This is a genomic window from Streptomyces sp. NPDC006393, assembly GCF_040628575.1.
GTDB lineage: Bacteria > Actinomycetota > Actinomycetes > Streptomycetales > Streptomycetaceae > Streptomyces.
This window is the reverse complement of record NZ_JBEXZD010000124.1, coordinates 1-22,872: the sequence shown is the minus strand read 5'-3', so window position 1 is coordinate 22,872 and position 22,872 is coordinate 1. Positions and strand designations below refer to the sequence as shown.

Sequence of the window (22,872 nt, the reverse complement as noted above, 5' to 3'; positions counted from 1 at the left end):
GACGCCGTCTCCGAGGTGAACCGGTCACCGGTGAGCTGCATACCATCACCCGAGTCACCCGCGAAACGGATGATCACCCGGTCCAGACGCCGGACACCCTTCGCGGCTGCCGTCCCCGTCCCGGACGGCCCGATCGTTTCCACAGACATGCGTAGGTCGGCTCCTGTCGGTCCGTGACTGGTCTCGTGGCGGCACCGAACGGTGCGCGCACCTGGGCCGAGGCTAGTGACGGCCGTTAGAGGAGCACTCGCGTCCGCCGTGCGGCCCTGACCGGTCGGCCGGCCGGAGGCCGACCGCGAGGCACGGCGCGACCGCTCGGGGCCCTCACGCCCCGGGCTGGAGCCGGCCGGTGTCCGGCGCCGGATCGCCGGACACCAGCGTCAGATGCCGCCGACCGGCCACCCGCGGGCTCGGGACCGAGGCCGTCGCCGGCCCGGTCGGCGAGGCGGGCGGCGCCGGTACGGCGGACGACGGGCGCGGGGCGTGCGCGGGCAGCGGGCGCGCCCCGGCCACGGCGTCCCTGAGGGCGTCGGCGAACAGCTCGATGTCCTCGGCGGAGTTGTCGTGGTGGACGGAAGCGCGTACGGCCGTGACGACCCCGCGCCCGGGCAGGTACAGCGGCGTCTCGTGGGCGACCGTCTTCCAGACGACGATCCCGCGGTCGGCGAGGCGGCGGCGCACCAGCGCGGCCGGCACCTCCTCGTGCCGGAAGGTGACGATGCCGGACTGGACACGCCCGGGGGCGATCAGCTCGGTGCCGGACGTCTCCTCGACGGCGGCACGCAGGCCGGGAGCGAGGTCCTGGTGCGGGGGCGACGCCGCGTGCCGGGCCAGGGCCGCGTTCAGCGCGGCGGCGGCGGCGCCGTGCGGCGGCACGAGCGGCAGACCGCCGGGCGGGGCGAGGGCCTGGCGCAACCGCGGTGCCGCATAGGCGAATCCGACCGACTGCGGGCCGCGCAGAAACCTCCAGCCGTCCCCGGTGAGCAGGTGGCACCCGAAGCGGGCGACGTCCACAGGAAGCTGCCCCACGGCGTACGAGGCGTCGACGGCGTACAGGCACCGGTACGGGGCGAGGATGCGTCCCACGTCCTCGACGGAGTTGACGATGCCGCAGCAGGAGGGGACGTACGGGACGCAGACGAGCGCGACGTCGCCGCCGATGTGCTGCGCCATCCACTCCAGGTCGAGGTCCCCGTCGCGGCGCAGCGGTACGACCTCTGTCCGGCAGCCGGTGCGGTTGCGCAGGGCGAAGACGGCGCTGAGGTTGGCGGCCGACTCGTAGGGAGTCGTCCAGACACGGTCGCGCGGGCCGAGCGGGAGCCGGGACAGGACGGCGGCGAACGCGTCGGCGGCCCCGGTGCACAGCACGGTGTCACCGGGTGGCGCGCCGAGCAGGGCGGCCAGTCGCTCGTGGATCTCCCGGTGCAGGACGTCGTCGAGGCGTTCCTCCAGCTCGTACGGCCCGTACCGGTCCTCGAAGCGCGTCCATTCGGTGAGGACCTCGCGTACGGCGGCGGGCATGCGGCCAAGACCGGCCGAGTTCAGATGGACCCTTCGGTCACCGTGGGACATCGCGTTCACTTCCGGGGCCTCCCCGTCCCTGAGATGGATGAGGCAATCTATTGCCTGCGATTTGGCAATACCTTGCCATCGTGGCTCAGGAGTTGGCAACGTGAGCTCAGGCGCCGCTCGAGTGGGCGAGGCTTCGTGGGGCCCGGCGAGGCTTGCCGGCTCCGAACTCGGCTTCGCCCGGCTCCGTTTCCTAGGGATTGCCCAGCGTTGCCGGAGCACCTGAACTTCTGCCAAGTTTCGAAATCTGTGCAGCTCACAGGCGGTGCATCTAGGCAAGTCGCTTGAATGTGCAGGGCCTTTGGGGCGTGTCTCGCGGCCATATTGAGTGGAATTCAACCAATTCCCGAGTGATTCCCGAGATTTGTTTGCCAACCTTCTTGGCAAGAGGTTGCCAAGCAACGAATGCAGAATTGACACCGAGGAGCCCACCATGAACCGCATCGCCCGGATCGCCGCCGTCACCGCCGCCGTCGCCGCCACCGTGTTCTCCACCGCCACCGCCGCGGACGCGATCGGCTGGCCCACGACGACGAAGACGGTGTCCGTGGCGGACTCCATCGGCTGGCCCACCGCCCCCACCGCCCAGCCCGCCGGCGACATCGGCTGGCCCACCGCTCCCACCGCCGCCGTTGCCAACGCCCAGCCGGTCGGTGACATCGGCTGGCCCACCGCCCCCACCGCCCAGCCGGTCGGTGACATCGGCTGGCCCACCGCCCCCACCGCCCAGCCGGTCGGTGACATCGGCTGGCCCACCGCTCCCACCGCCGCCGTTGCCACCGCCCAGCCCGCCGGTGACATCGGCTGGCCGATGGTCGCCTCCGTCTGACGCCCGCCCGGGCATCAGTGCCCACCCGTGACGCCCCCGCCGGCCGCCGTGCCGCAGCGGGGGCTTCGGCGTCTCCAGGGGTGCGCACGTAGCGCACTTGGCAACCCTTCACCGCTCGAGCGGCAACGTTCCGCCCGCGTCACCTGCGACTCCATTGCCGCTCGACCGTAGCGAGATACCGCCTCAGGACGACGTTGCCACCATTCAGGCAATGTTTTGCCAAGCCGGAAAGCGCGTCGTAAGGAGCGGGTGCTGATGTCGGCCTTGTCGGTCTCTGACCTCATCGAGCAGCAGGTCCAGGAGCGTCCACACGCGATCGCGGTCCACTACCCGCAGCACGCCGACGGCCGTGGCATCCGCCTCACCTACCGGGAGCTCAGCCGCGCGGCCAACCGTCTCGCCGCCCACCTGCGGGCCCGCGGCATCGGCCGCGGCGACCGGGTGGTGACCTTGCTGCCCCCGGGCCCGGAGATGGTGACCGCGTTCCTGGGGATCGTGCGGGCCGGCGCCGCCTCCGTCCCGGTCGACCCCGCCGACCCCGCCGGACGGCGCCGGCTGATCGTGCGCGACAGCGCGGCCGCCGCGGTGCTGGCCGAGGGCGCCGCCGCCGCGGACTACGCGGACCTGGACACGCTGGTCGTCGCCCTGGACACCGAGGCCCCTGAGATCGCCCGGCGCCCCGACGCCCTGCCTGAGCACACCGCCGGCCCGGACGACGCCGTCCACGTCCGCTACGCCCCCGGCACCACCGGCACCCCCAGGGGCGTCGTCGTACCGCAGCGCGCGGTGCTGGACCTGGTGCGCTCCACCGGCCATCTGCGGCTGACCCCCGCCGACGTGGTGGCCCAGGTCGCCGGCCCGGCCCTCGAGGCGGTCACCTCCGAGGTGTGGACGACGCTCACCGCGGGGGCCCGGCTGGTCGGCCTCGGCAGGGACACCGTCACCGACCCGGGCCGCTTCCAGGACACGGTCCGCGCCCACGGCATCTCCGTGGTCTTCCTGACGACCGCGCCGGGCGTGACCACCGGCCGGCGCCTGGCCGCACCCGTGGTACCGGCCACCCCGGCCCCGGCGGCAGCGGCGTCGTCGTGGAGCACCGACGACTTCACCGGCTGGAACAGCAGCTACGACACCCTGCCGATCCCGCTGGAGGACATGCGGGAGTGGCAGGGCGCCACCCTCGACCGGATCCGCGAGCTGCCGCGCCGCCGGGTCCTGGAGATCGGTGCGGGCACGGGGCTGCTGACGGCCCACCTCGCCCGCGACGAGGAGGTCCACGAGTACTGGGCCACCGACGGCTCTCCCGCCGCCGTCGCCGCGCTCACCGCGCGGGTGGAGGCCGACCCGGTCCTGAAGGACAAGGTCCGGCTCGACTGCCGGGGCGCCCAGGACACCGACGGACTGCCCGCCGGCCACTTCGACACGATCGTCGTCAACTCGGTGGCCCGGTCCTTCCCGAGCCTCGCCCACCTGCGCACCGTCGTCGAGCGGGCCCTGCCGCTGCTCGCCCCGGGCGGCTCGCTGCTCCTCGGCGACCTGCGCAACCTCGACCTGGCCCGCTGCTTTCGCACCGGCACCGCGCTGGCCCGGCCGGGCGCCGTCCAGGGCGACCGGGTGTCGCTGCTGAGGACCATCGACCAGCAGGTCGCCACGGAGACCGAACTGCTGCTGTCCCCCGCCCTGTTCGCCGCACTCGCCCGGGACCTGCCCGCCGTGCGCGCGGTCGACGTCCGCGTCAAGCGGGGCCTGCACCACAACGAGCTCACCCGCTACCGCTACGAGGCGGTGCTGTCCACGGCCGAACCGGTCGCCGACCTCGCCACCGCGCCCATCGCCTGCTGGGGCCGGGACATCTCCAGCGCCGCCGAGGCCGTACACCGGCTGACGGCGGCGCGTCCCGCCGTGCTGCGCCTGAGCGGGGTGCCCAACCGCCGGGTGCACGACGAGTACACGGCCATGCAGTCCCTCTTCGACCCCCGCGAGAGCCTCGACCTGGCACCGCAGGACGCGCCCGCCCCCGACCCGGAGGTGCTCTGCGAGGCCGCCGAGCGCCTGGGCTACCGGGCCCTGCCCACCTGGGGCGAGAGCCCGGACCTCCTCGACATCGTCCTCCTCGACCCCGAGCAGGTCCCTGCGGGCGCGCTGACCGGCGTGTACGCGGCACCCCGCGTCGAGCCCGCGAACTGCGCCAACACCCCGACCGCCGCCGGCCGCCCCGGCGCCCGGCCCGGCACCCAGCCCGGCACGCCGATCCAGGAGATCGTCCGTGACCTGTTCGCCGAGGCGCTGGGCCTGCCTCGGCACGAGGTGCACGCCGAGTCCGACTTCTTCCGCATCGGCGGCCACGCGCCGGCCGCCGGCCGGCTGCTGTCCAGGGTCCGTGAGGTGCTGGGCGTCGACCCGGGCAGCCGGGCGCTGCACGAGGCGCCGACCCCGGCCGCGTTCGCCGCGCTCGTCGGCGACGCCCCCGCCACCGTGACCGGGCCGGGCGTCACGGCCGAAGACAGCTCGCAGTTCTCGGTGCGGCTGCGCGGCCCGCTGGACACCCGCGCCCTGGACGCGGCCCTGGAGGACCTCGGCCACCGCCATCCGTCGCTGCGCAACTCCCGGCTCGGCTCGGCAGGCACCGGGCTGCGCGCGCTGGCCGCCGACGACCACCTGCTGCGTCTGGCCCTGCCCGCCGACTCGGTCGACCTGTGGTCCCAGCTGCCGCTGGCCTCCGAACTCGCCCGCGCCTACGGAGCGCGGGCCACCGGGAACGCCCCGCACCGCTCCCCCGCCGGGCTGGACGCGGCGCCCCGCGCGGTCCTCGGCGACCTGCCGCCCACCCCGCTGCCGGGCAGCGTGCCGCAGACCGGCCACGCCTCCTACGGCACCCTGGAGACCGAGCTGGACGCGGAACTGCACGCGCGGCTCACCCGGTTCGCCGCCGGACACGGCACCACCCTGTTCATGGTGGTGCACGCCGCGCTCGCCGCCCTGCTGACCCGGCTCGGCGCGGCCGGCCGGGTCACCGTGGCCGCCCCCGTCCCGGCCCGGGACACCGCCTCGCTGCGCGAGGCCGTCGGCCCGCACGGACGGGTGCTGGCCCTGACCGTGGACACCTCCGGCGACCCGGCCTTCACCGAGCTGCTGCACCGGGTCCGCGAGCGGGACCTGGCCGCCTACCGGGACGGTGCGGCGCCGCTGGCGGCGCTGCCCGGCGGGATCGCGCTGACCGTGCTCCAGGAGTGCGCGGGCCGGTTCGAGGCGGCCGGGCTGTCCGTGCGGGCCGAGCACTGCGTGCCGCCGCTCCCGGCCGCGGACCTGGGACTGACGCTGACGGAACGGCAGAGCCCCGCGGGCGCCCCGGCCGGTCTCACCCTCACCTGCGCCTTCCGCCACGAGACGGTCGGCGAGACGGCCGCCGCGTCTTTGACCGGTCAGCTCACCCACGTACTGCGGTCGGCCCTCGAAGCGCCCGCCGCTGCGATCAGCCGGCTGCGGCTGCTGCCCGGACCGGCCGCCGGGAGCGGGGTGTGGGCGGGTGCGGACGTGCCGCCCCCGGCGCGGGACGTGGCCTCGCTGTTCGCGGCGCAGGTCGCCCGGAACCCCGGGGCGCTCGCACTGACCGGCCTGGACTACGTCGAACTCGACACCCGCTCCGACCTGTTGGCACACGCCCTCATCGAGCACCGGGCCGGTCCCGGAACCTGCGTGCTCACCGCGCTGTCCTCACCGGCCGGGTTCGCGGTGGCCGCGATCGCCGTGGCGAAGACGGGAGCCGCGCTGCTGCCGGTCGACCCGTCGCTGGACCTCGCCGAGTCGCTGCGCCCCGCGGTGCTGCTGCTCGACGAGACCGCGGACCTGCTGCTGCCCGCCGTGCCCGGCGCGGCCCGCCTGGTCCGCGAGGAGGCAGCGGACCGACTGCCGCCCGCCGGGCACTGGCCGGTGGAGGAGACCGACCGGACCCGTCCGCTGCGCCCCGGCGATCCGCTCCTGCTGCTGCCCGGCGAGGACGGCACCGTGGCGGTGGGCGCCGAGGCCGTCGCCGCGGCGACGCTGGCCGCACCGGCCGACGCGGCCTGGCTGGTGCGCGGCTACCCGGACGGAGACGCCACGATCGGGTTGCTGAGCGCGCTGGTCTGCGGCGCCCGCGTACATGTCCCGGACGGCTCGCTCGGCCAGGACGTGCCGCACGAGGTGCTGGGCTGGCTGCGCCGGCAGGGTGCCCGGATGGTGCTGGGCGGCGCCGACGACGTGCTGAGCGCGCTGGTGTCGCTGGCCCGGACCGAGGGCGCCGGGCTGACCGTGAGCGGTGGCTGGGCCGAGGGCAGGCTCGTCGTCGAGCAGGTGCCCGGCGCCCCGGCCCGGCCCGCTCCCGGCTACCGCGCCTACCTCCTCGACCCGCTGCTGCGCCCGGTGGGCCCGGGCGAGACCGGATCCCTGTACATCGCGGGCGCCGGTGTGGCCCAGGGCTACACCGGGGCGCCCGGGGCGAGCGCGGAGCGGTTCCTGCCCGACCCGTTCGGCGGCTTCGGCGGCCCGGACGGCACCACCGCCCGCATGTGGCGCACCGGCCGCGCCGCCCGCCTGGACGAGGAGGGCAACCTGCGGGTGCTGGACGGCCCGGCGTACGACGACCCGTTCGCCCACGAGTCGGCCACCTTCGTGGTGCTGGCCGACCAGGCCGGCCACCGCGCCCTGTGGCCCGCGACGGCCACCGTCCCCGAGGGCTGGTACGAGACCCACGCCGAGGACCTGTACGAGCTGTGCCTCGACCACATCGACGATCCCATCGACGACCACCTCGGGGGCCTCTTCTAGAGACACCCCCTGGGCCGGTGGCCGGACCGCGCGGGCCGTCGGCGACCCGGCGACCCGCACGGTCCGGCCACCACGTCTCACACCCCGGACGCTGCCGAGCCCCGCTCCACGGCCGACTCGGCCAGGGACTCGGCGAGGATGCGCCAGATCTCCGCGGCCAGGTCGATGTTGGCGTCGGCCTGCGCCTGCTCGGCGAGGGCCCGCAGCCCCTGCACGCCGCTGTCGTCACCGGAGCGGATGCGCAGCTGATGGCGCAGGATGTCCAGCCGTACCCGGTCCCGGTAGGTCATCCTGGGCTCCACCTCGGCGAGTTCGCCGAGCAGGACGCGGGCGTCGTCGTACCGGGAGGTGAGGAAGGCGAGGTCGGCCTTGAGCGCGGTCAGTTCCTGGCGCAGCCCGGGGGTGCCGACGAACGCGAGCGCTGATTCGGCGGCCGTGACGCACCGCTCGGCGGCCTCGGGGTCCGGCGGCAGCTTCTGGAGATGCAGCCGGCCGGCCGCGAGCCGCAGCCGCAGCCACAGCACGAGGTCCTCATCGCTGCCGAACTTCTCCAGCGCCTCCTCGAGGTAGGCCTGCGCGGCGGCCTGGTCACCCTGCCGCAGGCGCACCGCCGCGGCGGTCCACATCGCCTCCGCCCACAACGCGTCGGACCGGCCCGCGACCAGCTCCACCAGCTCGTCGGCGTGGGCCCGCGCGTCCGGCATCCGGCCCGCCTCGGCCTCCACGGAGACCAGGGCCAGCAGTACCGCGGCCCGGTCCTCCACCTCCAGGTCGTCCTCGCGGGCGAGGTGGTGGGCCGTCATCGCGGCGTCGAGGGCGGCGGTGATCTCACCCAGCGAGCGCAGGCAGCGGGCGAGCCGGGTCAGCCCGCGCACCCGCAGCGCGACCAGGCCGACCGCGTCACCGAGCTGTACCAGCTCCTCCAGGTCGTCCCGCTCGCCGGCGTGGTCGCCCTGGACCCGCCGCTGCCGGGCCAGTTGCCACAGCGCCTGCCAGCGCAGCACCGGCGCCTCGTGCCCCTCGGCCGCCAGGGCCTCGCGGAGTGTCTCCATCGCCGCGTCGGAGCCGGTGGAGGCGACCAGCGTCAGCGCGTGGGCGAGCGAACCGCCGGCGGGCTCCTCGAAGTCCGCGGGCTCCAGACCGAGCCGTTCGGCGAGGTAGGCGACGGCCCGCTCGGTGGGCTGGCGTGCGCCGGACTCCAGCCGGGAGAGGTACCCGGTGGACATGCCGTCACCGGCCAGCGCCGTCTGGGACAGCCCGCGGGCCTGTCGCAGTTTGCGGAGACGACGGCCGAAGGCGGGCTGATGCGGCATGTGACCATTCCCTGGGACGGACGGGTGGGGGGTGGCGGCGGGGCGGGACGGGCGAGCCACCGGCCCGGAGGCCACCGCGATGCGCAACGAGCCTAGGGGGCCGGGCAAGTGCCGGGCAATGTTTTGCCAGGTGCCGTGCCCTGGACCTCGTGCGAACCTCACGGAGCTCTCTTGCGTTCCTCAAGCGGTCCTTTACCGGATTCGGGGAGCATCTCAAGCGCCAGTGGCGGTGCCTGCGCACCGGCCTCCTCGATCACGGGAGCTGTTGTCGTTCGCGTCCAGGGGAGTCGTTCATGAAGCACTCGGTTCCTGCCCGCCGCGCTGCCCGTGAGGGCCACGCCGGCCGACCGGGACCGATGCGCGGCACGTCGTCCGACGACGACATCGGCTGGCCCAAGAGATGATCTCGCCCACCGCTGTGCCGGGCAGGACGGCGCCGGCCAGGACACGACCGGACAGGACAGGCAGAGCCTGACAAGACGGGCCCGACAAGACGGGCCTGAGACGACGGCCCGACAAGACGGGCCTGAGACGACGGCCCGGACAGGCAAGCCCGGACAGGCAAGCCCGGACACGACGGCCCGGACGGGCAGGCAAGACCGGCCAGGCAGGGGATCGGACAGGCAGGGGATCGGACAGGCGAGACCGGCCAGACAGGGGACCGGACAGGGCACCCGATGGACGCAGGCGCGGCGTGCTTCGGTGCCGGGCGGCCGACGCGCTCGCCCTGTGCGAGGCCCCCGCCAGGCTCCGGGCCCGCCCGGCACGTCGTGGGCGCCGCCCGCCATGACCAGGGCCGGGCGCATCCCGAGCCCCGTGCCCGCCCGAGCCCCGTGCCCGCCCGTGCCGCCCGTGCCCGTTCGCAGGCGAGGGCACCGGCTGCCCTTCGGGGCCGGTCAGCTCGCCGTCGTACCCGGCACGAGCATGTCGTGGCAGTGCGCGACCCGGCCCGCGGCGTCGAAGCGGAGTTCGGAGACCAGCGACCAGGTCCCCCGTCCGGCGCGCGCGGTCGCCCGCAGCACGACGACGTCACCGTCGGCGAGGACGCTCTCGGCCGTCAGCTCCAGCCCGTCGGGCAGCGCCCGGCCGCCCGGGCCGGCGTCGGCCGCCCAGTGGCGGGTGAGCTCGTTGACCTCGCCCCGGTTGCCCGCCGCGACCAGTGCGAGAACGAGTTCCTTGTTGCGCTCCCGCAGGCAGCGAGCGGTGAGGAGTTCGTGCAGCGCCCCGCTGAGGGGCTCGGTCAACGTGGGCATCATGACGAGAGGCCCTTCCTCGTGGTCCGTCATCCCGTAGAGCTGTCCCGGACACCATGACCGTCCGCGCTGGAGAGGTGGTGGAGGGCGAGTGAATCCCGACGGGGTCAGAGGCGACAGGAACCACCGCCGTTCCCACCGTTTCCGGAACTGCTTTCGGCCGTGTTTCCCGGCGCATGTCGCCGTGGGCGGGATCACCGCGGCCGAGCCGGGCCGCGGTCGCCGTGTTCCGGCACGGCTCCACCGCTTTTTTAGGGGGTGCGCTCAGGCTGGTCGGGGTCAGGGGTGGACCACCGCGGCGGGGCGACCATGACGTTGTGCGCCCTCCTGGACGAGCGCGGCTTCGTGTCCTCATCGGGGCGGGGCGCCGGCCCATTCCCGGACGTCGTGGTCCTCGGCGGACTTCCCCATGAACCGACGACGTGCAAAGGATGAGGTCAGCGATGGCTTGGGACAAGAAGTTCGAGGAACTCCTGCGTGAATACCTGCCGTTCCTCGGCGCGGACGAACCGCTGGAGGCCGACACGGACCTCAGGGTCTCGGGCCTGGACTCGCTGGGCGCGGTGGAGCTGCTGGGCTCGTTGGAGAGCGCCTACGGCATCCGCTTCGTGGACGAGGCCCTCTCCCTGGACACCTTCGCCACGCCGGCGGTCCTGTGGGACACGGTGGCCCGGCTGCGGACGGCCGCCTGAGTCCCGTACGGAAGCCCGCGGACCGCCGAAGCCGCCGTCCCGGACGGACACCGGCTTCGGCGGTCCGCGGGCGCGGCGGCGTACGTCACGCCGCGAACAGGTCGTACGTCGAGGTGTGGCGCGGCCCGGCCAGCACGTCCAGCAGCGGATCCACGGCCAGCATGGCCTGGTGCATGCGCTGCAACTGCGGGGAGGGCTCCACGCCCAGATTGTCGATGAGCCGCATGCGCAGTCTGCGGTAGACCTCCAGCGCGGTGGCCTGTCGGCCCGACCGGTACATCGCCAGCATGAGCTGGGAGTGCAGCCCCTCGTGGTGCGGATGGCGGGCGGTCAGCTCGGTCAGCTCGGCGATCAGCTCCGAGTGGCGGCCGAGCCGCAGATCGGCGTCGATGCGCCGCTCCACGGTGACCAGCCGGCTCTCCTGCAAGCGCATCACCTCGATCTCCAGGACCGGCCCGAGTTTCACGTCGACCAGCGGCGCACCGGTCCACAGGTCGAGTGCCTCGCCGAAACGCGCCGCGGACACCTCGTTGTCGCCCGCCTCGAATGCGGCCTGGCCCTGCCGGACCAGCTCCTCGTACCGGTTCACGTCGACGCAGCTCTTGTCGATCTGGAGCAGGTATCCGCCGTGCCGCGTGGCGAGAATGTCCTTCGCTCCTGTCGGCGCGCCCGGGCCCATGGCCGTACCGAGCCGTCTGCGCAATTGGAGTATGTATGTCTGAAGGGTCGTCAGCGCGCTCGCCGGAGGCTCGGTCCCCCAGAGTTCCTCCATGAGCGTGGGGACGGGCATGACCCGTCCCGGATAGAGCGCCAGCAGGGACAGAATCTGTCGCGGCTTGCCGGCCGTCGGAACGATCGATCCCCCGTTGACCTCGGCACTCAACGGACCCAGAACCTGAATCTTCATGGGTGGCCTCCCCACCTCGTCGAGTTCCTTGTCCAGTTCCTGTTGCTGGCCGGAAATCTCCGCCACTACGCACGCTAGCCGTGTCCATGCCCCTCAAGCGATTTCCTGTAGCGGTCCTCCAGCAGTGCTCCAATTCGCGGTTGTGCGAAGCCCGCACGGCACTCCGGAAAACATGTGTCAACGCTGGAAATGAGCTCTCGATTTCGCTCCGGATTCCATAACACGAGGGGGCTTTCGGACCGCGGGGACGGGGACCGGGCCGGGCCTGTCCGGCGGATGACGGCACAGACGCGGGGCTCACCCGAGTCGACCGGCGCCCTCGCTCAGCTGTGCCTCGATCCGCGGGACGGACCCTGGCACCGCGGTGCGCCCACGGGCTCGGGCAGGGCGATGGTGTGCGGTGCGGCCCGGTCCCAGGGGAATCCGTGGTGCAGCTCCAGGTACGAGGCGGAGCGTTCGTCCGCGGGCACGGCCACCGCGGCCAGCACGTCGGGCACCGGCTCCAGTTCCAGGAACCGCCAGCGCCCGGCCAGGTCGTCGGCGGGCGGCCGGAAGGCGAGCACCCCCCGGTCGTCGTCCAGGGAGAAGGAGAACTCGTCGAAGGGCAGCCCGAGTCCCAGCCCACGCGCCTTGGAGTACGCCTCCTTCAGGGTCCAGAGCCTGAGCACCCGGCGGTCGCGCTGCCGTCCCGGGGGCGCACCGGTCACCCATCGCTGCTCCTCGGGGGTGAAGGTGGTCAGGATGGTCTCCAGGGCCCGCGGCTCCCGCTCCAGGCCCTCGACGTCGACTCCGATGCGCTGCCTGCGGACGACTCCGAGCAGGCTGTAGCCGCCCGCGTGGGAGAGGTTGAAGTCGAGGTGGTCGCCGCCTCGCGGCAGGCCGCCGGGCATCGGCTGGAGGAAGGGCCGCCCGCGCGAGGAGCGCCAGATGACCAGCTCGGCCTCGGCGAGGCCGGCCTCCAGCGCCAGTGCCCGGCGGACCAGGGTGTGGGCGACGAGGTACTGCCGGCGGTCGCGCTCGAAGAGGAACCGGGCCGCGGTCTTGTGTTCACGTTCGTCCAGCCAGTGCGACGCCAGGACCCCGGCGATGGCGGGCGGGAGGGCGTCGTTGGGGCACAGCCACAGCTTCACCGGGGCCACCGCCTCGTGGTGCGGTGCGGGCCCGGCGCTGAGGGACTCCGGTGCGGGGATGGTCATGATGTCGTCTCGTCCGTCTCGGTTCGCCGTCCTCCTGCGGAGGGCGCGACGGCGCGCGGTCGGGTGCCGCAGGGGCCGGATCCGACGGGAGGCCGCCGGTGCGTCACGAGCGGTCCCCCGTTCCTGTGCACGGGCGGGGCCTTCCTTCAGGCGGAACGGCCCGCCAGGAGTGCGGCGGCCTCGTCGACGCCGATCCGGTCGCCGCGCACCGCGTTGAGGAGCGCGACCATCTCGTCCCGGGACAGCGGGGGGCGCGTCACGGCAGCGGCAGTCGCCGGCTCCCGCCCCGCTTCCGCTCCCTCTCCGGCTCCCGTCGCCCCTCCTGCTTCTGCTGCTTCTGCTGCTCCTGCCCCGGCCGGTGCGCCGCCGGCGTCCGGCGCCGCGCAGGTCACCGCGCCCCGGGTGCGGGAGGTGATGTAGGAGGCCATGGCCGCGAGGCTGGGATGCTCGTGGACGGTGACGGGGCGTTCGCTCAGGCCGTAGGCCCGGTTGACGCCGGCGACGAAGTCCGCGGCCAGGATGGAGTCGATGCCCAGCTCGGCGAAGGCGGTACCACCGTCGATCTCCCAGGGGTCGCAGTGCAGGATCTGCGCCAACTGCCGGCGCAGCACCTTCAGCACCGCGGCCGAGGCACCCACGTCCTGGGTGACGGGGACCTCGTCGGTGCCATGGCGGACGGCTGCCAGACGGCGGGCGAGAAGGGCCGGCGTGGGGTGCTCGTAGAGGGCCGCGCCGGCGATCCGGACACCGAAGTGTTCGGCGACGGCGTCGACGAACTCGACGGTGAGCAGGGAGTCCAGGCCGAGGACGGAGAAGGGCTGTTCGGGGTCGATTCGGTCGGGGTCGGCGTCCACGACACCGGCCAGCACGGCCGTGAGCTCGGCGAGGATGTCTCCGTGGGCGCCGGAAGGTGCCGTCGGCTCACTGGTCATGGGGGATGCCTCCAAGGATCGGCCCCTCGCGCCGGAGGGTCAGTGGGTCGGTGCCAGGGGTCCGGGTCCGGCGTGCGCGGCTCGGGCAGCGCGGGCCGGCGCCGTCGGGCCCGGTGCGGTCTCGGGCGCGGCCATCAGGATCGAGTGCTGGAGCCGGCGCAGCCGCGGTGACGGTTCCAGGCCTCGGTCGCGCCCGAGGGTGGTGCGCAGTTGCAGGTAGGCGTCGAGCGCCTCACCGCGACGCCCCGAGCGGTGCAGGGCGATCATGAACTGGGCGTGCAGGTTCTCATGAGCCGGATAACGACTCGTCAGCACCGTGAGCTCGGCGAGCACTTCGCGGTGCCGGCCGAGTCGCAGGTCCGCCTCGATGCGCTGGTCGAGTGCGCACAGCCGGCTCTCGTCGAGGCGCTTGGCCTCCATGGTGAGCTGGACCCCGGTCTGCACGTCCGCGAAGGCGGATCCCGTCCACAGGTCCAGGGCTGCGGCAAGGGTGCGGGAGGCACCCGCGAAGTCACCGGCGTCCATGGCCCGGTAGCCCAGTCCCGCCAGCCGCTCGAACTCCTGGACGTCACTGGTGCCGCCGCCGGAGGAGAGCAGGTATCCGCCCGGCAGGGTGAGCAGCACCTCCTTGGCGGTACGGCGCTCCGGCGACGCGGCGTCGAGCCGCTGTCCGTCGGACCGCTGCCCGTCGGATCGCTGCCCGGTGCCGTGAGCCAGCGCCGCCGCGATGAGTTCGCGCAGTTGCAGCACATAGGTCTGCAAGGTGGTGCGCGCGCTGCGCGGCGGCCGGTCCGACCACAGTTCCTCGATGAGCGAGGCGGCCGGCACCACCCGGTCCGCGTGCAGCGCCAGCAGTGCCAGAACCTGGCGTGGCTTCGGCGCCGTCGGGGCGACGGACACCCCGTTCTCCCTCACGTCCAGTGCGCCTAGTACGTCGATGTCCACGCCGTCTCCCCTGGTCCACGTGCGCTGCCGGCACCCCACGATTTAAAAACAGCACGAACGGTATGTCAATACCGGACTGCTCGTCCTGTTTTCAAACATCCTTCAAGCGGCAGTACAGCAGGCCTCGAAGACGTCCCCCGCCACCTGCAAGTTACCAACGAGCACGCAAACTTGACGCGGGGTCACGCGGTCGCCGCGAGGCTCGCACGTACCCCGCAGAAGGGGAGTCTTCGCCCAATTCTCCCTACAGAACAGACCGTGATCGCTGTCACTCCTCCAACAAACAGACCGTCAAGTCTTGTTCATCCGTGCACAACCCGAAGAGATGGCCACTCCCTCACCGCCAGCCGCGCGGTCCCTGGTGACCCACCGGCCTCCGCCACCAGCCCGGGCCGCCCACCGGCCGCCGCCGTGCGTCCGCGTCCTCGTCCGTCGGCCGGCCGCGCAGGGCCAGCAGTACGACGGTCAGTGCCGCCAGTTCCTCCTCGGTCGCCGAACCGCGCTCGACGCGCAGAGCCGGTCTCCTCCGGTCCGTGTCACCCATGCCGCCTCCTCTGTGCGGCCACCGTCGGCCATGGCGCTCGAGAAGAACTCTCGGCCCGCCGGAGGCGCGCTCCGGCGACGCGACCGGCCAGGTGCCGCCGGCCAGGGGCCGCCAGGCCAGGTGCCGGCGATCGGGTGCCAGGCCAGGTGCCGGCGATCAGGTGCCGGCGATCAGGTGCTGCGCGCCCGCACCGCCCGCAGGGCCCGGGACAACGCCTCCGCGCTCTGCGCGGCACCGCCCACCCCGGTCATGACCACGGCCGGGGCCTCTCCGGTCCGTTCGGCCGTGCGACGGGCGATCTCGTGGGCGACCCGGCCGGCCGGACCGACACCGCACAGGGTCACCCGCCGCCCCGGGCCGAGCAGTTCCCACAGGGCGTCGTACGGCACCTGCCGGCCCGCCACGCTGAGCGACACGATGCGCTCCGGCCCCTCGTGGTCGCGCATGAGGGTGTCGTACGCACCGGGCGTGACACCGGGGACGGTGACCAGGCACACCACGTCCGCCTCGGGGTCCCCGGCCCGCAGCACCGCCAGCGCGAGCCCGGTGCCGCCCGGCTCGGGCGGTGCCATGCGCGGCACTTCGGAAGTGCTCAGCAACCGCAGGGCGTCGCCGACGGTGAACCCCTCGTCCGGGTGCTCGGGCAGACTGCGCAGCAGGTGCAGGCACTGCGAGAGGGTGCCGGAAGCGTCGGTGTCGGTGAACCTGGCCCGGTCGTACAGCGCGGTCAGCACGAGGGCGCCGTCGGCGTCGTAGTGCGCGACGAGCGTGACGGGCAGGGTGGTGTCGCCCCCGGCGCTCTGCGGTACGCCCACCCGGATGCCCTGCGCCGCCAGTTCGGCCCGCAGGTTCTCCGGCAGTTCGGGGTGGCTGTCGAAGCGGACGGTGGTCCCGGTCAGCTCGGAGCCGGGGGCGCGCCCGCTCCACTCCCGGACCCGGTCGCCGCTGACCCAGGTGTAGGGGTCGAGGTCGAGCGCCGCGTCCCGCACCCGCAGCAGCAGGTCCGCCAGCGGTGCGGCGGGGTCCACGGTGACGCTGATCGGCAGCGCGTCGCCGAGCAGTCCGGGGATGTCGGCGGCGGCCCGCAGCGACATGTCCCGTCCGGACAGGTGCACGCCGAAGGCCACCGGCAGCGCGCCCTCCATCCCGGCCGCCCTGTACAGCAACAGGGCCCAGACCACGTGCAGGGCGCTGCTCTCGCCCGCGCCGCGGCCCGCGGCCCAGGAGCGCAGCCGGTCGGTCTGGAGCGGCCTGAGGCGGCGCTGGATCCGGCCCGGCCCCTCGGTGTGCCGCGGTGTCCCGCCGGGGCGGCCCGGGCTGACGGCGGCGCCGGCGGGCGGTGCGGCCGCCGCCCAGAACTCCCGGGCCGCGGCCTCGTCCTGGCGGGTCAGCCACTGGGCGTGATCCCGGATGTCGGGCCGCCGGTCCCCACCGGGCAGCACGCCGCCGGCGAGGTAGGAGCGGTAGAACTGCCGCACCAGCAGACGCGCCCCGCGCTCGTCGAGCAGGGCCCGGTGGTACGTCACCAGCAGGCGGGTAGGCGACCGCCCGGCGCCGGTGGTGTCCGGCGGCCCGTCGAGCAGGGACACCCGCAGCAGGCCCGGCCGGTACAGCTCGAAGCCGCGGGCCCGGTCCTGCCGGAGCAGTTCGCTCCAGCCGACGTCGGCGTGCACATGGCGTACGACCTCCACGACCGCGCGGTCGTGGAGCACCATGCGGGCGGCGCCGGTCCAGTCGAAGGACGCGCGCAGCACCGCCTCCCGCTCGGCGACGGACTGCCAGGCGCTGATGAACCGGCCGAGGTCCAACGGCCCCGTCCAGTCCCAGAAGAGCTGCTCCACGTACCGGCCGGGGCCGCCCTGAGCGCCGACCGCCGCCGCGAGCAGCTCCCGCTGGTGCCCGGTGACGGCGATCGTGCCAGCCGCGAGCGGCGCCAGCAGGTCGGCCAGCAGGTCGGCCAGCAGGTCGTCGGTGAGCGGCCCGCCGGGCTCGGCCGGACCGCAGGGGGTGAGCCGCAGGAGATGTCTGCCGGGGCGTCCGTCGCCCGGTACGCCGTCCGACACGTCGCTCGGCACGTCGCCCGTCACCTCGTCCAGTTCGACGGCGTACGCCCGATGGCGCTCGGCGACGCGGGCGGCGACCGCCTCGGCCTCGGCGCGGGCGGGTCCGCACAGCTCGAAGACGAGCGGTGCCCAGGCCTGGGTGCCGAGCGGCTGGTGCACCACGGCGAGGACCGCGCCCGCGTGCGAGTGATGACTCCTCATCCGCTCCCCGGGGTGCCGGACACGTCTGCCGCAGCAGCCGTCTCCGGCACCCCGACCTCCTTTTCCAATCGTTTCTGCTCGGCGCGTCCGGCCCCGGCCCGGCAGCCCCGCCCGACGCGCGCGCTCACCGCTGCGCGGGGCCCCGCCGCCCCGGAAAGCCGATGACCCGGGTGTCGTGCGGCGGATCCGGCGAGGGCGGCCCCACCGGTCGGTCCGCGGGTGACGCGGCCCGTGTCCCGCCCGGCGCCGCCGGCGCGGCGTCCTGCCGGTGCGCCTCGCTCACCAGGAAGCGCCCCTCGACGAGATGGGTGGCGAAGGCCCACTCCCCGGCCGTGTCCCCGCCGAGCCGTGCGGTTCCCGCCGCGTCCCATCCGAAGCCGACCGCCGAGAACCGGCGCCGCATGCCGTGCCCGAGCGCCTTGGTGTACGCCTCCTTCAGCGTCCACAGGCGCAGGAACCGTTCGGCGCGCTCCTCCTCGGGCAGGGCCGTGAGCAGTTCGGCCTCTTCGGGGGTGCACACGTGGTCGCGCAGCCGCTCGAAGGAGATCCTGCGCCCGGCGGGCTCGGCGTCCACGCCGACCGGCCCGGCACGGCTGACCCCGACCGCGATCAGCTCGTCGGTGTGGGTGAGGCTCACCCGCAGATCCCCGCCGAGTCCGCGCAGCACGGGCCGCCCGCCCGGCAGATAGGCGAGGTCGAGCCGGTCGGCGGGGACCTGGAGGGCCGCGGCGGCCGTGTGCTTGAGCACCACCCGGGAGACGGCGAGGCTCAGCCGGCCGGCCGGGGCCGGATGCTGCCGGTAGCGGGGCCAGTCGCGGCCGAGCAGCACCCGCAGCCGGGGATCGAGCAGGGCCGGTGTCAGCCACTGCCCCCAGGTGGTGTGCACCACCGCCCGGCCGGTCCGCTCGATCCGCTCCTGGACCTCCTCCCACGGCCCGTCCGGCCCGGGAACATGGCACGGCGCGGGGAACGGCACCGACGGTGCGCGGCCGTGCGTCGCGCCGGTTGCGCTCACCACAGCAGCCTCGTCGCATACAGGTCGCAGTCCACACCGTTCGCCGCGCGCCGGGCCAGTTCGTCCCACACGGCCGGCTGCGGGTCGGGCATGCCGTCGGGCAGCGCCGGCCCGAGCCGCCGGGCGATGCGTCCGAGCGCCAGCAGCGCCCACCAGGCTTCGCCGAGGAAGGCCGGCCGCGCCCCGGCCTCCCTTTCCCGCTCCCGCACGCCGAGCGCCGCGGCGGCCAGCACCAGCAGGGCCCGACGATCCGCCAGGGCACGCGCCGCCGGGTCGGCGGGGTCGTGCACGGCGGTGGCCGCGCAGGCGACCCGCAGCGCCCGGTGCTCGATGACCAGTCTGCGGCCGACACGGGCGAGGGCCGCGGTGCCGGGTTCGTCGGCACCGGCAGGCCGTCCGGCGGCACCGCCCACGTCCGGTGTGCCGGTGACCGGGGCCCTCGGTGCGTCGGTGACCGGGGCTCCCGGTGTGCCGGTGACCGAGGCCCCCGGTGCGTCGGTGCCCGGTGCCACGGCGGAATCCGCCCCGGTGATCCGGAACAGCGCCGCAAGCCCCGTATCGTCGTCCGGCCGGTGGCCGCCCGTTCCGTCGAGCCCGCGCACGAGGCGGGCCTGGGCGGCGCCGGCGGCCGTCCAGTCGACCCTGGCGAACGCCCGGTCCCGGAGGATCTTGGCCAGCGTGCGCCGTTCGGGGGTGTCGCCGTCGAAGCCGCACTCGTTCAGCACCAGTTCGAGATCACCCAGCAGCTCACCGACCAGCTGGGGCACGAGGTATCCCACGACGGCGGCGAGCGACTCCCCGGGCCGCTGGTGCGCGCCGGCGTTGTCCGTCGTACCCAGGCCTTCCGTGCCGGCGCCGTCCGTGCCCTGCCCGGAATCCGTGCCCTGCCCGGTCGCGCCCGGCCCCGGGCCGGGGCAGAACCGCAGGGCCGCCGCCGTCAGGCACTCGCAGGCCAGCAGGTCCGCGAAGACCGAGGCCAGGACCGGCCGCCACTGCCCGGCACCGGGTTCGCACCTGCTGAGGCCGTCCACGATGCGGGCCACACCGCGCAGGACGCCACCGGCCGACGCGAGCAGCGCCGCCGGCCCGAGCAGCGCGGCGGCCGGGTGCGGCACCGGTGCGCCCAGCAGCGGACGGATGCTCCAGGCATGGGCGAGGGCGAGGTCCCGGCGGAAGAGCGGGCGCAGGGCGCGGGCGAGTTGATCGACGGCCGGCCATGCCTCCCCGGCACCGGGCAGACCGGCGGGCGGGGCGGGCAGCCTGTCGTGCCCCGCGGCCCACAGGGCGGACCGGCCGTAGGGGTTGCCGGGGTTCCGGGGGTCGCCGAGCTGCGCTTCGAGGCGCGCCGCGTACCGGGCGGCGCCGACCGGTTCACCCACGGAGCCGGGAAGGGGCCGGGTCGTCGGGGGCCGCCCGGCGTGCCGGACCGGCCGGGTCAGGGCCATCGCCGATCTCCTCGTCGTCGTGGTGGTCGCCGTACGGTCGTTCTCGGGCTCATCGCAGTCGGCGTACGGCGTTCTCGGCGTGCCACCGCGCCAGGTTGAGGGCCTCCGTGCTCGACCGGCCCAGCCACTCGCGCACGTACCGGCGGGCGTCCACGGGACGGGCTCCCCCGCCCAGGACGGCCTCCACCGTGCTCTCCCGGAGCATGACCTGATGGGCGGAGACGACCCGTACCCCGGTCTCGTCGGGCTCCAGGTACCACTCCCCGTAGTGCGCGGCGGCGGGATCGGGCGGCACGGTCTCCTTGTGGACGATCCGCCCGGCGGCCGGGAAGCACAGCCGTACGGCCTCCGACACCAGCGTCCGTCCCGTCTCCGGGTCACAGGTGTGCAGGACCGTCGCCTGCACACCCGGCCGGTCCTCGGTGACCTCGGCCCACTCCACGTCGGGAAGCAGTTCGACCCAGTCCTCGATGCGGTAGAGGAAGTCGTAGACGATCTCCGGGGAGCCGCAGACGTACACGCTGTCCTCGAAGGACAGCAGCAGCTCGTCCAGTCGGTCCCAGCGCTCGGCGGCCTCGCGCAGCGCGACCAGCTCGGTGCGCACATCGGTCCCGAGCGCCTCGGGCGTCTCGAACGGCCCGGCCGGGCGCTCATGCCGCAGGGTCAGCAGGCACCGGTCGGCGCCGTCGGGTTCCACGTCCCAGAAGCCGGACGTCGGCACACCGGGCAGGAGGACGTCGTGCAGTTCGAACTCGACCCGGCGCTCCCGCGGCCGCAGCGTTCGGTGGGCGAGCGTGGCGCACACCTGGCCGTGGCGCAGGTGCCACAGCCGCAGGTTCTCCCGGGCGCCGTCGAAGTCGACGCGTTCGACATGGACGAAGGGAGCGAGCAGGACCGGCCAGCGGGGGGCGTCGGCGAGCAGACCGTAGACGACACCGGCGGGCGCCGCGACCGGGACGGTGTGCTGGGCGGAGTGCACTCGCAGCGACGACATGCGCGACCCCCTCCTCCAGGTGTGATCAACGCTGCACGGCCGGGGCTGAGCGGTGCTCGACTCCTGGTGGAGGAGGCACAAGGCGATGTGCCGTCAGCCCACGGGGGCCACGGACACGCTCGTCACGGGGCGGACCGGGCGGGTGTCGGGACCGGACATCAGGATGGAGCGCTGGAGCTTGGCGAGCGCCGGGGACGGTTCGAGGCCCATGGTGCGCACCAGGGTGGCGCGCAGCCGCTGGTAGGCGTCGAGCGCCTCGCCGCGCCGGCCGGAGCGGTACAGCGCGAGCATGTACTGACCGCACAGACTCTCGTGGGTCGGGTAACGGTTGATCAGCACGGTCAGTTCGGCGAGCAGTTCACGGTGCCGACCGAGCCGCAGGTCCGCCTCGACGCGCTGGTCCAGGGCGCACAGCCGGCTCTCCTCCAGCCGCTTGACCTCGGTCCGCAGCTGCGGTCCGGCCTGGACGTCGGCCAGTGCGGGGCCGGTCCACAGCCCGAGCGCCTGGCGCAGCAGACGGGCGGCCTGGGGGTAGTCCTCGGCGTCCATGGCCCGGTACCCGGTGCCGGCGAGCCGTTCGAACTCCCGTACGTCGCTGGTGCCGTCGCCGCCCTTGAGCAGATAGCCGCCGGGGACGGTCAGCAGCACGTCCTTGGCCAGGCGGCGCTGCCCCGTGCCGTCCCCGGTGCCCTTCTCCAGAGCGGCGCTGATGAGTTCGCGCAGTTGCAGGATGTAGGTCTGCAAGGTGGCCCGGGCGCTGCGTGGGGGCTTGCTCCCCCACAGCTCCTCGGCCAGGACGCCCACCGGGACGACCTGGCCGGCCCGCAGCGCCAGCAGGGCGAGCACCTGGCGCGGCTTGGGTGCCGTCGGCGTGACGGACACCCCGTCGAGCCGTACGGCGAGTGGGCCGAGTACATCGATGTCCACGCCGTCTCCCCCGTTCCCCGGTGCCGTCTGCAGCGTTTCCCTGGCACCCCAGTAAAAAACAGCGCGCGCGGTATGTCAATTGGTGCGCCGATGGTCCTGCCCGGTCTCGACTCCCGTCCGAGAGCGGCTCGAGGCGGCGTACGTCCCAGGGGCACAGAGCCGCGACCGGGCCTTTGACGCCGGTTCACCGCACGGGCCGCCGGGGCCGCATCTCCTCCGACACCGAGACGAGCGCATGCTCGGGGAACGCCGCCAGCCGCGGCAGGACGAAGGACCAGAACTGTTCCATGCGCTCGGCCGGCTGCCACTCGTCGTCCGCCGTGGCGATCACCTCGAGGCCGACGGTGGCCGCCACGATCGCGGTCGTCGCGCCGTCCGGCGACACCCCCTCGGCCAGTTCACCCGCACGCTGCGCCTGGAACACCAGGTCGCGCACGCAGTCGCGCCACCAGCCCAGCACGGCCGCCTCGCTCTTGCGGGAGGGGTCGCCGCTGAGTTTGAAGCCGGCCCTGATCACCGGGTCGTCGGCAACGGCCAGGACCAGGCCGGACATCGTGCGCACGAGCGACTGCAACGAGGTGCCGGCCGCGCCGCGGCAGCGCTCGGCCAGCTCCTCGGCGGAGTGCGTGGCCGCGGACTCCACCTCGGTGGCCAGCGCGTCCTTGTTGGCGAAGTGGAAGTGCAGGGCACCCGCGCTCACCCCGGCCCGCCGGGTGATCGCCGGAAGGGAGGCAAGGGCGTATCCATCGGCGGCGAACACCTCGGCCGCCGCCCGGATCAGGGACTGGCGCGTCCGTGCCGCCCTCACCTGCTTGACCATTGCACCCTCCTCCTGGGCATGCGCGGAGACCGGAGTCGCTTCCTACACTTCCCCGGCTCCGGAGCGCCTACCTGCGGAATGTTATCAAACCGCGCGCTTGGTACGTTTACTGCCCGGCGGTTGCCCCTGGTCGAGTGCGGCCGCCCGGCGATGACGTACGGGAAATCTCGCTGACGTACGGGAAACCTTGCTGACGTACGGGGCCCCATGCCGGGAGCCCTTCCCGTGACGTCCGGCCAGAGTAGATGAAGCATGCATGCGGTTTCTCGGCCCGCCCAGCGGCGCTCCGTCCATGCTGAAGCCGTTCTTCGGCCGATCACGAGGCACAAAGCGGCGGGACTCCGTCCGCCCCGGGCCCGGGGCATCACCCTCGGCGGCGGACGCACCGCCCTCGTCATCGGCGACGTCATGGGCCGCGGAG

The 22,872-nt window shown here is 74.1% G+C and carries 17 protein-coding genes; 3 read left to right on the top strand and 14 right to left on the bottom strand.

The window, feature by feature from the left end; all coding sequences use genetic code 11:
* Positions 1-324: 324 nt before the first annotated feature.
* A complete protein-coding gene (locus tag ABZ484_RS33330; protein ID WP_358869684.1) occupies positions 325-1,521 on the bottom strand; it encodes an aminotransferase class V-fold PLP-dependent enzyme in 1,197 nt (398 codons plus the stop codon).
* Positions 1,522-2,002: 481 nt separating this feature from the next.
* Here ABZ484_RS33330 and ABZ484_RS33325 point away from each other — a divergent pair, with 481 nt between their 5' ends.
* Both ABZ484_RS33325 and ABZ484_RS33320 read left to right on the top strand, forming a co-directional pair.
* Positions 2,003-2,398, top strand: coding sequence for a hypothetical protein (locus ABZ484_RS33325; RefSeq protein ID WP_358869683.1), 396 nt, complete (start codon positions 2,003-2,005; stop codon positions 2,396-2,398).
* Positions 2,399-2,653: 255 nt separating this feature from the next.
* The gene (locus tag ABZ484_RS33320; RefSeq protein ID WP_358869682.1) at positions 2,654-7,204 is read left to right on the top strand and encodes an AMP-binding protein; all 4,551 of its coding nucleotides are present in this window, start codon (positions 2,654-2,656) and stop codon (positions 7,202-7,204) included.
* Between the two features lie 77 nt (positions 7,205-7,281).
* Here ABZ484_RS33320 and ABZ484_RS33315 read toward each other — a convergent pair whose 3' ends face one another.
* Entirely contained in the window at positions 7,282-8,517 is a 1,236-nt protein-coding gene (locus ABZ484_RS33315; RefSeq protein WP_358869681.1) for a helix-turn-helix domain-containing protein, read from the bottom strand.
* Positions 8,518-9,413: 896 nt separating this feature from the next.
* Positions 9,414-9,761, bottom strand: a complete 348-nt coding sequence (locus ABZ484_RS33310) for a hypothetical protein (protein WP_358869680.1) — start codon at positions 9,759-9,761, stop codon at positions 9,414-9,416.
* A gap of 452 nt (positions 9,762-10,213) precedes the next feature.
* Here ABZ484_RS33310 and ABZ484_RS33305 point away from each other — a divergent pair, with 452 nt between their 5' ends.
* Positions 10,214-10,462, top strand: a complete 249-nt coding sequence (locus ABZ484_RS33305) for an acyl carrier protein (RefSeq protein WP_358869679.1) — start codon at positions 10,214-10,216, stop codon at positions 10,460-10,462.
* Positions 10,463-10,547: 85 nt separating this feature from the next.
* Here ABZ484_RS33305 and ABZ484_RS33300 read toward each other — a convergent pair whose 3' ends face one another.
* The 11 genes from ABZ484_RS33300 to ABZ484_RS33250 form a co-directional block, all read right to left on the bottom strand.
* Positions 10,548-11,369, bottom strand: a complete 822-nt coding sequence (locus ABZ484_RS33300) for an AfsR/SARP family transcriptional regulator (protein ID WP_358869678.1) — start codon at positions 11,367-11,369, stop codon at positions 10,548-10,550.
* Positions 11,370-11,692: 323 nt separating this feature from the next.
* Positions 11,693-12,565 (bottom strand): 4'-phosphopantetheinyl transferase superfamily protein, encoded by an 873-nt coding sequence (locus ABZ484_RS33295; RefSeq protein ID WP_358869677.1) that lies wholly within the window; start codon positions 12,563-12,565, stop codon positions 11,693-11,695.
* A 146-nt stretch (positions 12,566-12,711) separates the two neighbouring features.
* Entirely contained in the window at positions 12,712-13,497 is a 786-nt protein-coding gene (locus tag ABZ484_RS33290; RefSeq protein WP_358869676.1) for an acyl carrier protein, read from the bottom strand.
* A 39-nt stretch (positions 13,498-13,536) separates the two neighbouring features.
* A complete protein-coding gene (locus tag ABZ484_RS33285) occupies positions 13,537-14,442 on the bottom strand; it encodes an AfsR/SARP family transcriptional regulator (RefSeq protein WP_358869675.1) in 906 nt (301 codons plus the stop codon).
* Positions 14,443-14,779: 337 nt separating this feature from the next.
* Positions 14,780-14,986: an acyl-CoA carboxylase subunit epsilon gene (locus tag ABZ484_RS33280; RefSeq protein ID WP_358869674.1), complete on the bottom strand. Its 207-nt coding sequence runs from the start codon at positions 14,984-14,986 to the stop codon at positions 14,780-14,782.
* Positions 14,987-15,156: 170 nt separating this feature from the next.
* The gene (locus ABZ484_RS33275) at positions 15,157-17,250 is read right to left on the bottom strand and encodes a condensation domain-containing protein (RefSeq protein ID WP_358869673.1); all 2,094 of its coding nucleotides are present in this window, start codon (positions 17,248-17,250) and stop codon (positions 15,157-15,159) included.
* A gap of 124 nt (positions 17,251-17,374) precedes the next feature.
* Positions 17,375-18,265: a 4'-phosphopantetheinyl transferase superfamily protein gene (locus ABZ484_RS33270; protein ID WP_358869672.1), complete on the bottom strand. Its 891-nt coding sequence runs from the start codon at positions 18,263-18,265 to the stop codon at positions 17,375-17,377.
* Positions 18,262-19,710, bottom strand: coding sequence for a hypothetical protein (locus tag ABZ484_RS33265; protein WP_358869671.1), 1,449 nt, complete (start codon positions 19,708-19,710; stop codon positions 18,262-18,264). Before ABZ484_RS33265 ends, ABZ484_RS33270 begins: the two co-directional genes overlap by 4 nt.
* Before the next feature lie 49 nt (positions 19,711-19,759).
* Positions 19,760-20,704, bottom strand: coding sequence for an SRPBCC family protein (locus tag ABZ484_RS33260; protein WP_358869670.1), 945 nt, complete (start codon positions 20,702-20,704; stop codon positions 19,760-19,762).
* Between the two features lie 93 nt (positions 20,705-20,797).
* On the bottom strand, positions 20,798-21,631 hold the full coding sequence (locus ABZ484_RS33255; protein WP_358869669.1) for an AfsR/SARP family transcriptional regulator: 834 nt from the start codon (positions 21,629-21,631) through the stop codon (positions 20,798-20,800).
* Between the two features lie 184 nt (positions 21,632-21,815).
* Positions 21,816-22,451: a ScbR family autoregulator-binding transcription factor gene (locus ABZ484_RS33250; protein WP_358869668.1), complete on the bottom strand. Its 636-nt coding sequence runs from the start codon at positions 22,449-22,451 to the stop codon at positions 21,816-21,818.
* Positions 22,452-22,872: the final 421 nt, after the last annotated feature.

What these genes read in the sequence shown, in the direction of transcription:
- ABZ484_RS33300 (WP_358869678.1), bottom strand. Translation starts at nt 11,369, where the DNA reads ATGAAGATTCAGGTTCTGGGTCCGTTGAGTGCCGAGGTCAACGGGGGA.
- ABZ484_RS33315 (WP_358869681.1), bottom strand. Translation starts at nt 8,517, where the DNA reads ATGCCGCATCAGCCCGCCTTCGGCCGTCGTCTCCGCAAACTGCGACAG.
- ABZ484_RS33275 (WP_358869673.1), bottom strand. Translation starts at nt 17,250, where the DNA reads ATGAGGAGTCATCACTCGCACGCGGGCGCGGTCCTCGCCGTGGTGCAC.
- ABZ484_RS33305 (WP_358869679.1), top strand. Translation starts at nt 10,214, where the DNA reads ATGGCTTGGGACAAGAAGTTCGAGGAACTCCTGCGTGAATACCTGCCG.
- ABZ484_RS33320 (WP_358869682.1), top strand. Translation starts at nt 2,654, where the DNA reads ATGTCGGCCTTGTCGGTCTCTGACCTCATCGAGCAGCAGGTCCAGGAG.
- ABZ484_RS33280 (WP_358869674.1), bottom strand. Translation starts at nt 14,986, where the DNA reads ATGGGTGACACGGACCGGAGGAGACCGGCTCTGCGCGTCGAGCGCGGT.
- ABZ484_RS33260 (WP_358869670.1), bottom strand. Translation starts at nt 20,704, where the DNA reads ATGTCGTCGCTGCGAGTGCACTCCGCCCAGCACACCGTCCCGGTCGCG.
- ABZ484_RS33265 (WP_358869671.1), bottom strand. Translation starts at nt 19,710, where the DNA reads ATGGCCCTGACCCGGCCGGTCCGGCACGCCGGGCGGCCCCCGACGACC.
- ABZ484_RS33330 (WP_358869684.1), bottom strand. Translation starts at nt 1,521, where the DNA reads ATGCCCGCCGCCGTACGCGAGGTCCTCACCGAATGGACGCGCTTCGAG.
- ABZ484_RS33295 (WP_358869677.1), bottom strand. Translation starts at nt 12,565, where the DNA reads ATGACCATCCCCGCACCGGAGTCCCTCAGCGCCGGGCCCGCACCGCAC.
- ABZ484_RS33290 (WP_358869676.1), bottom strand. Translation starts at nt 13,497, where the DNA reads ATGACCAGTGAGCCGACGGCACCTTCCGGCGCCCACGGAGACATCCTC.
- ABZ484_RS33325 (WP_358869683.1), top strand. Translation starts at nt 2,003, where the DNA reads ATGAACCGCATCGCCCGGATCGCCGCCGTCACCGCCGCCGTCGCCGCC.
- ABZ484_RS33250 (WP_358869668.1), bottom strand. Translation starts at nt 22,451, where the DNA reads ATGGTCAAGCAGGTGAGGGCGGCACGGACGCGCCAGTCCCTGATCCGG.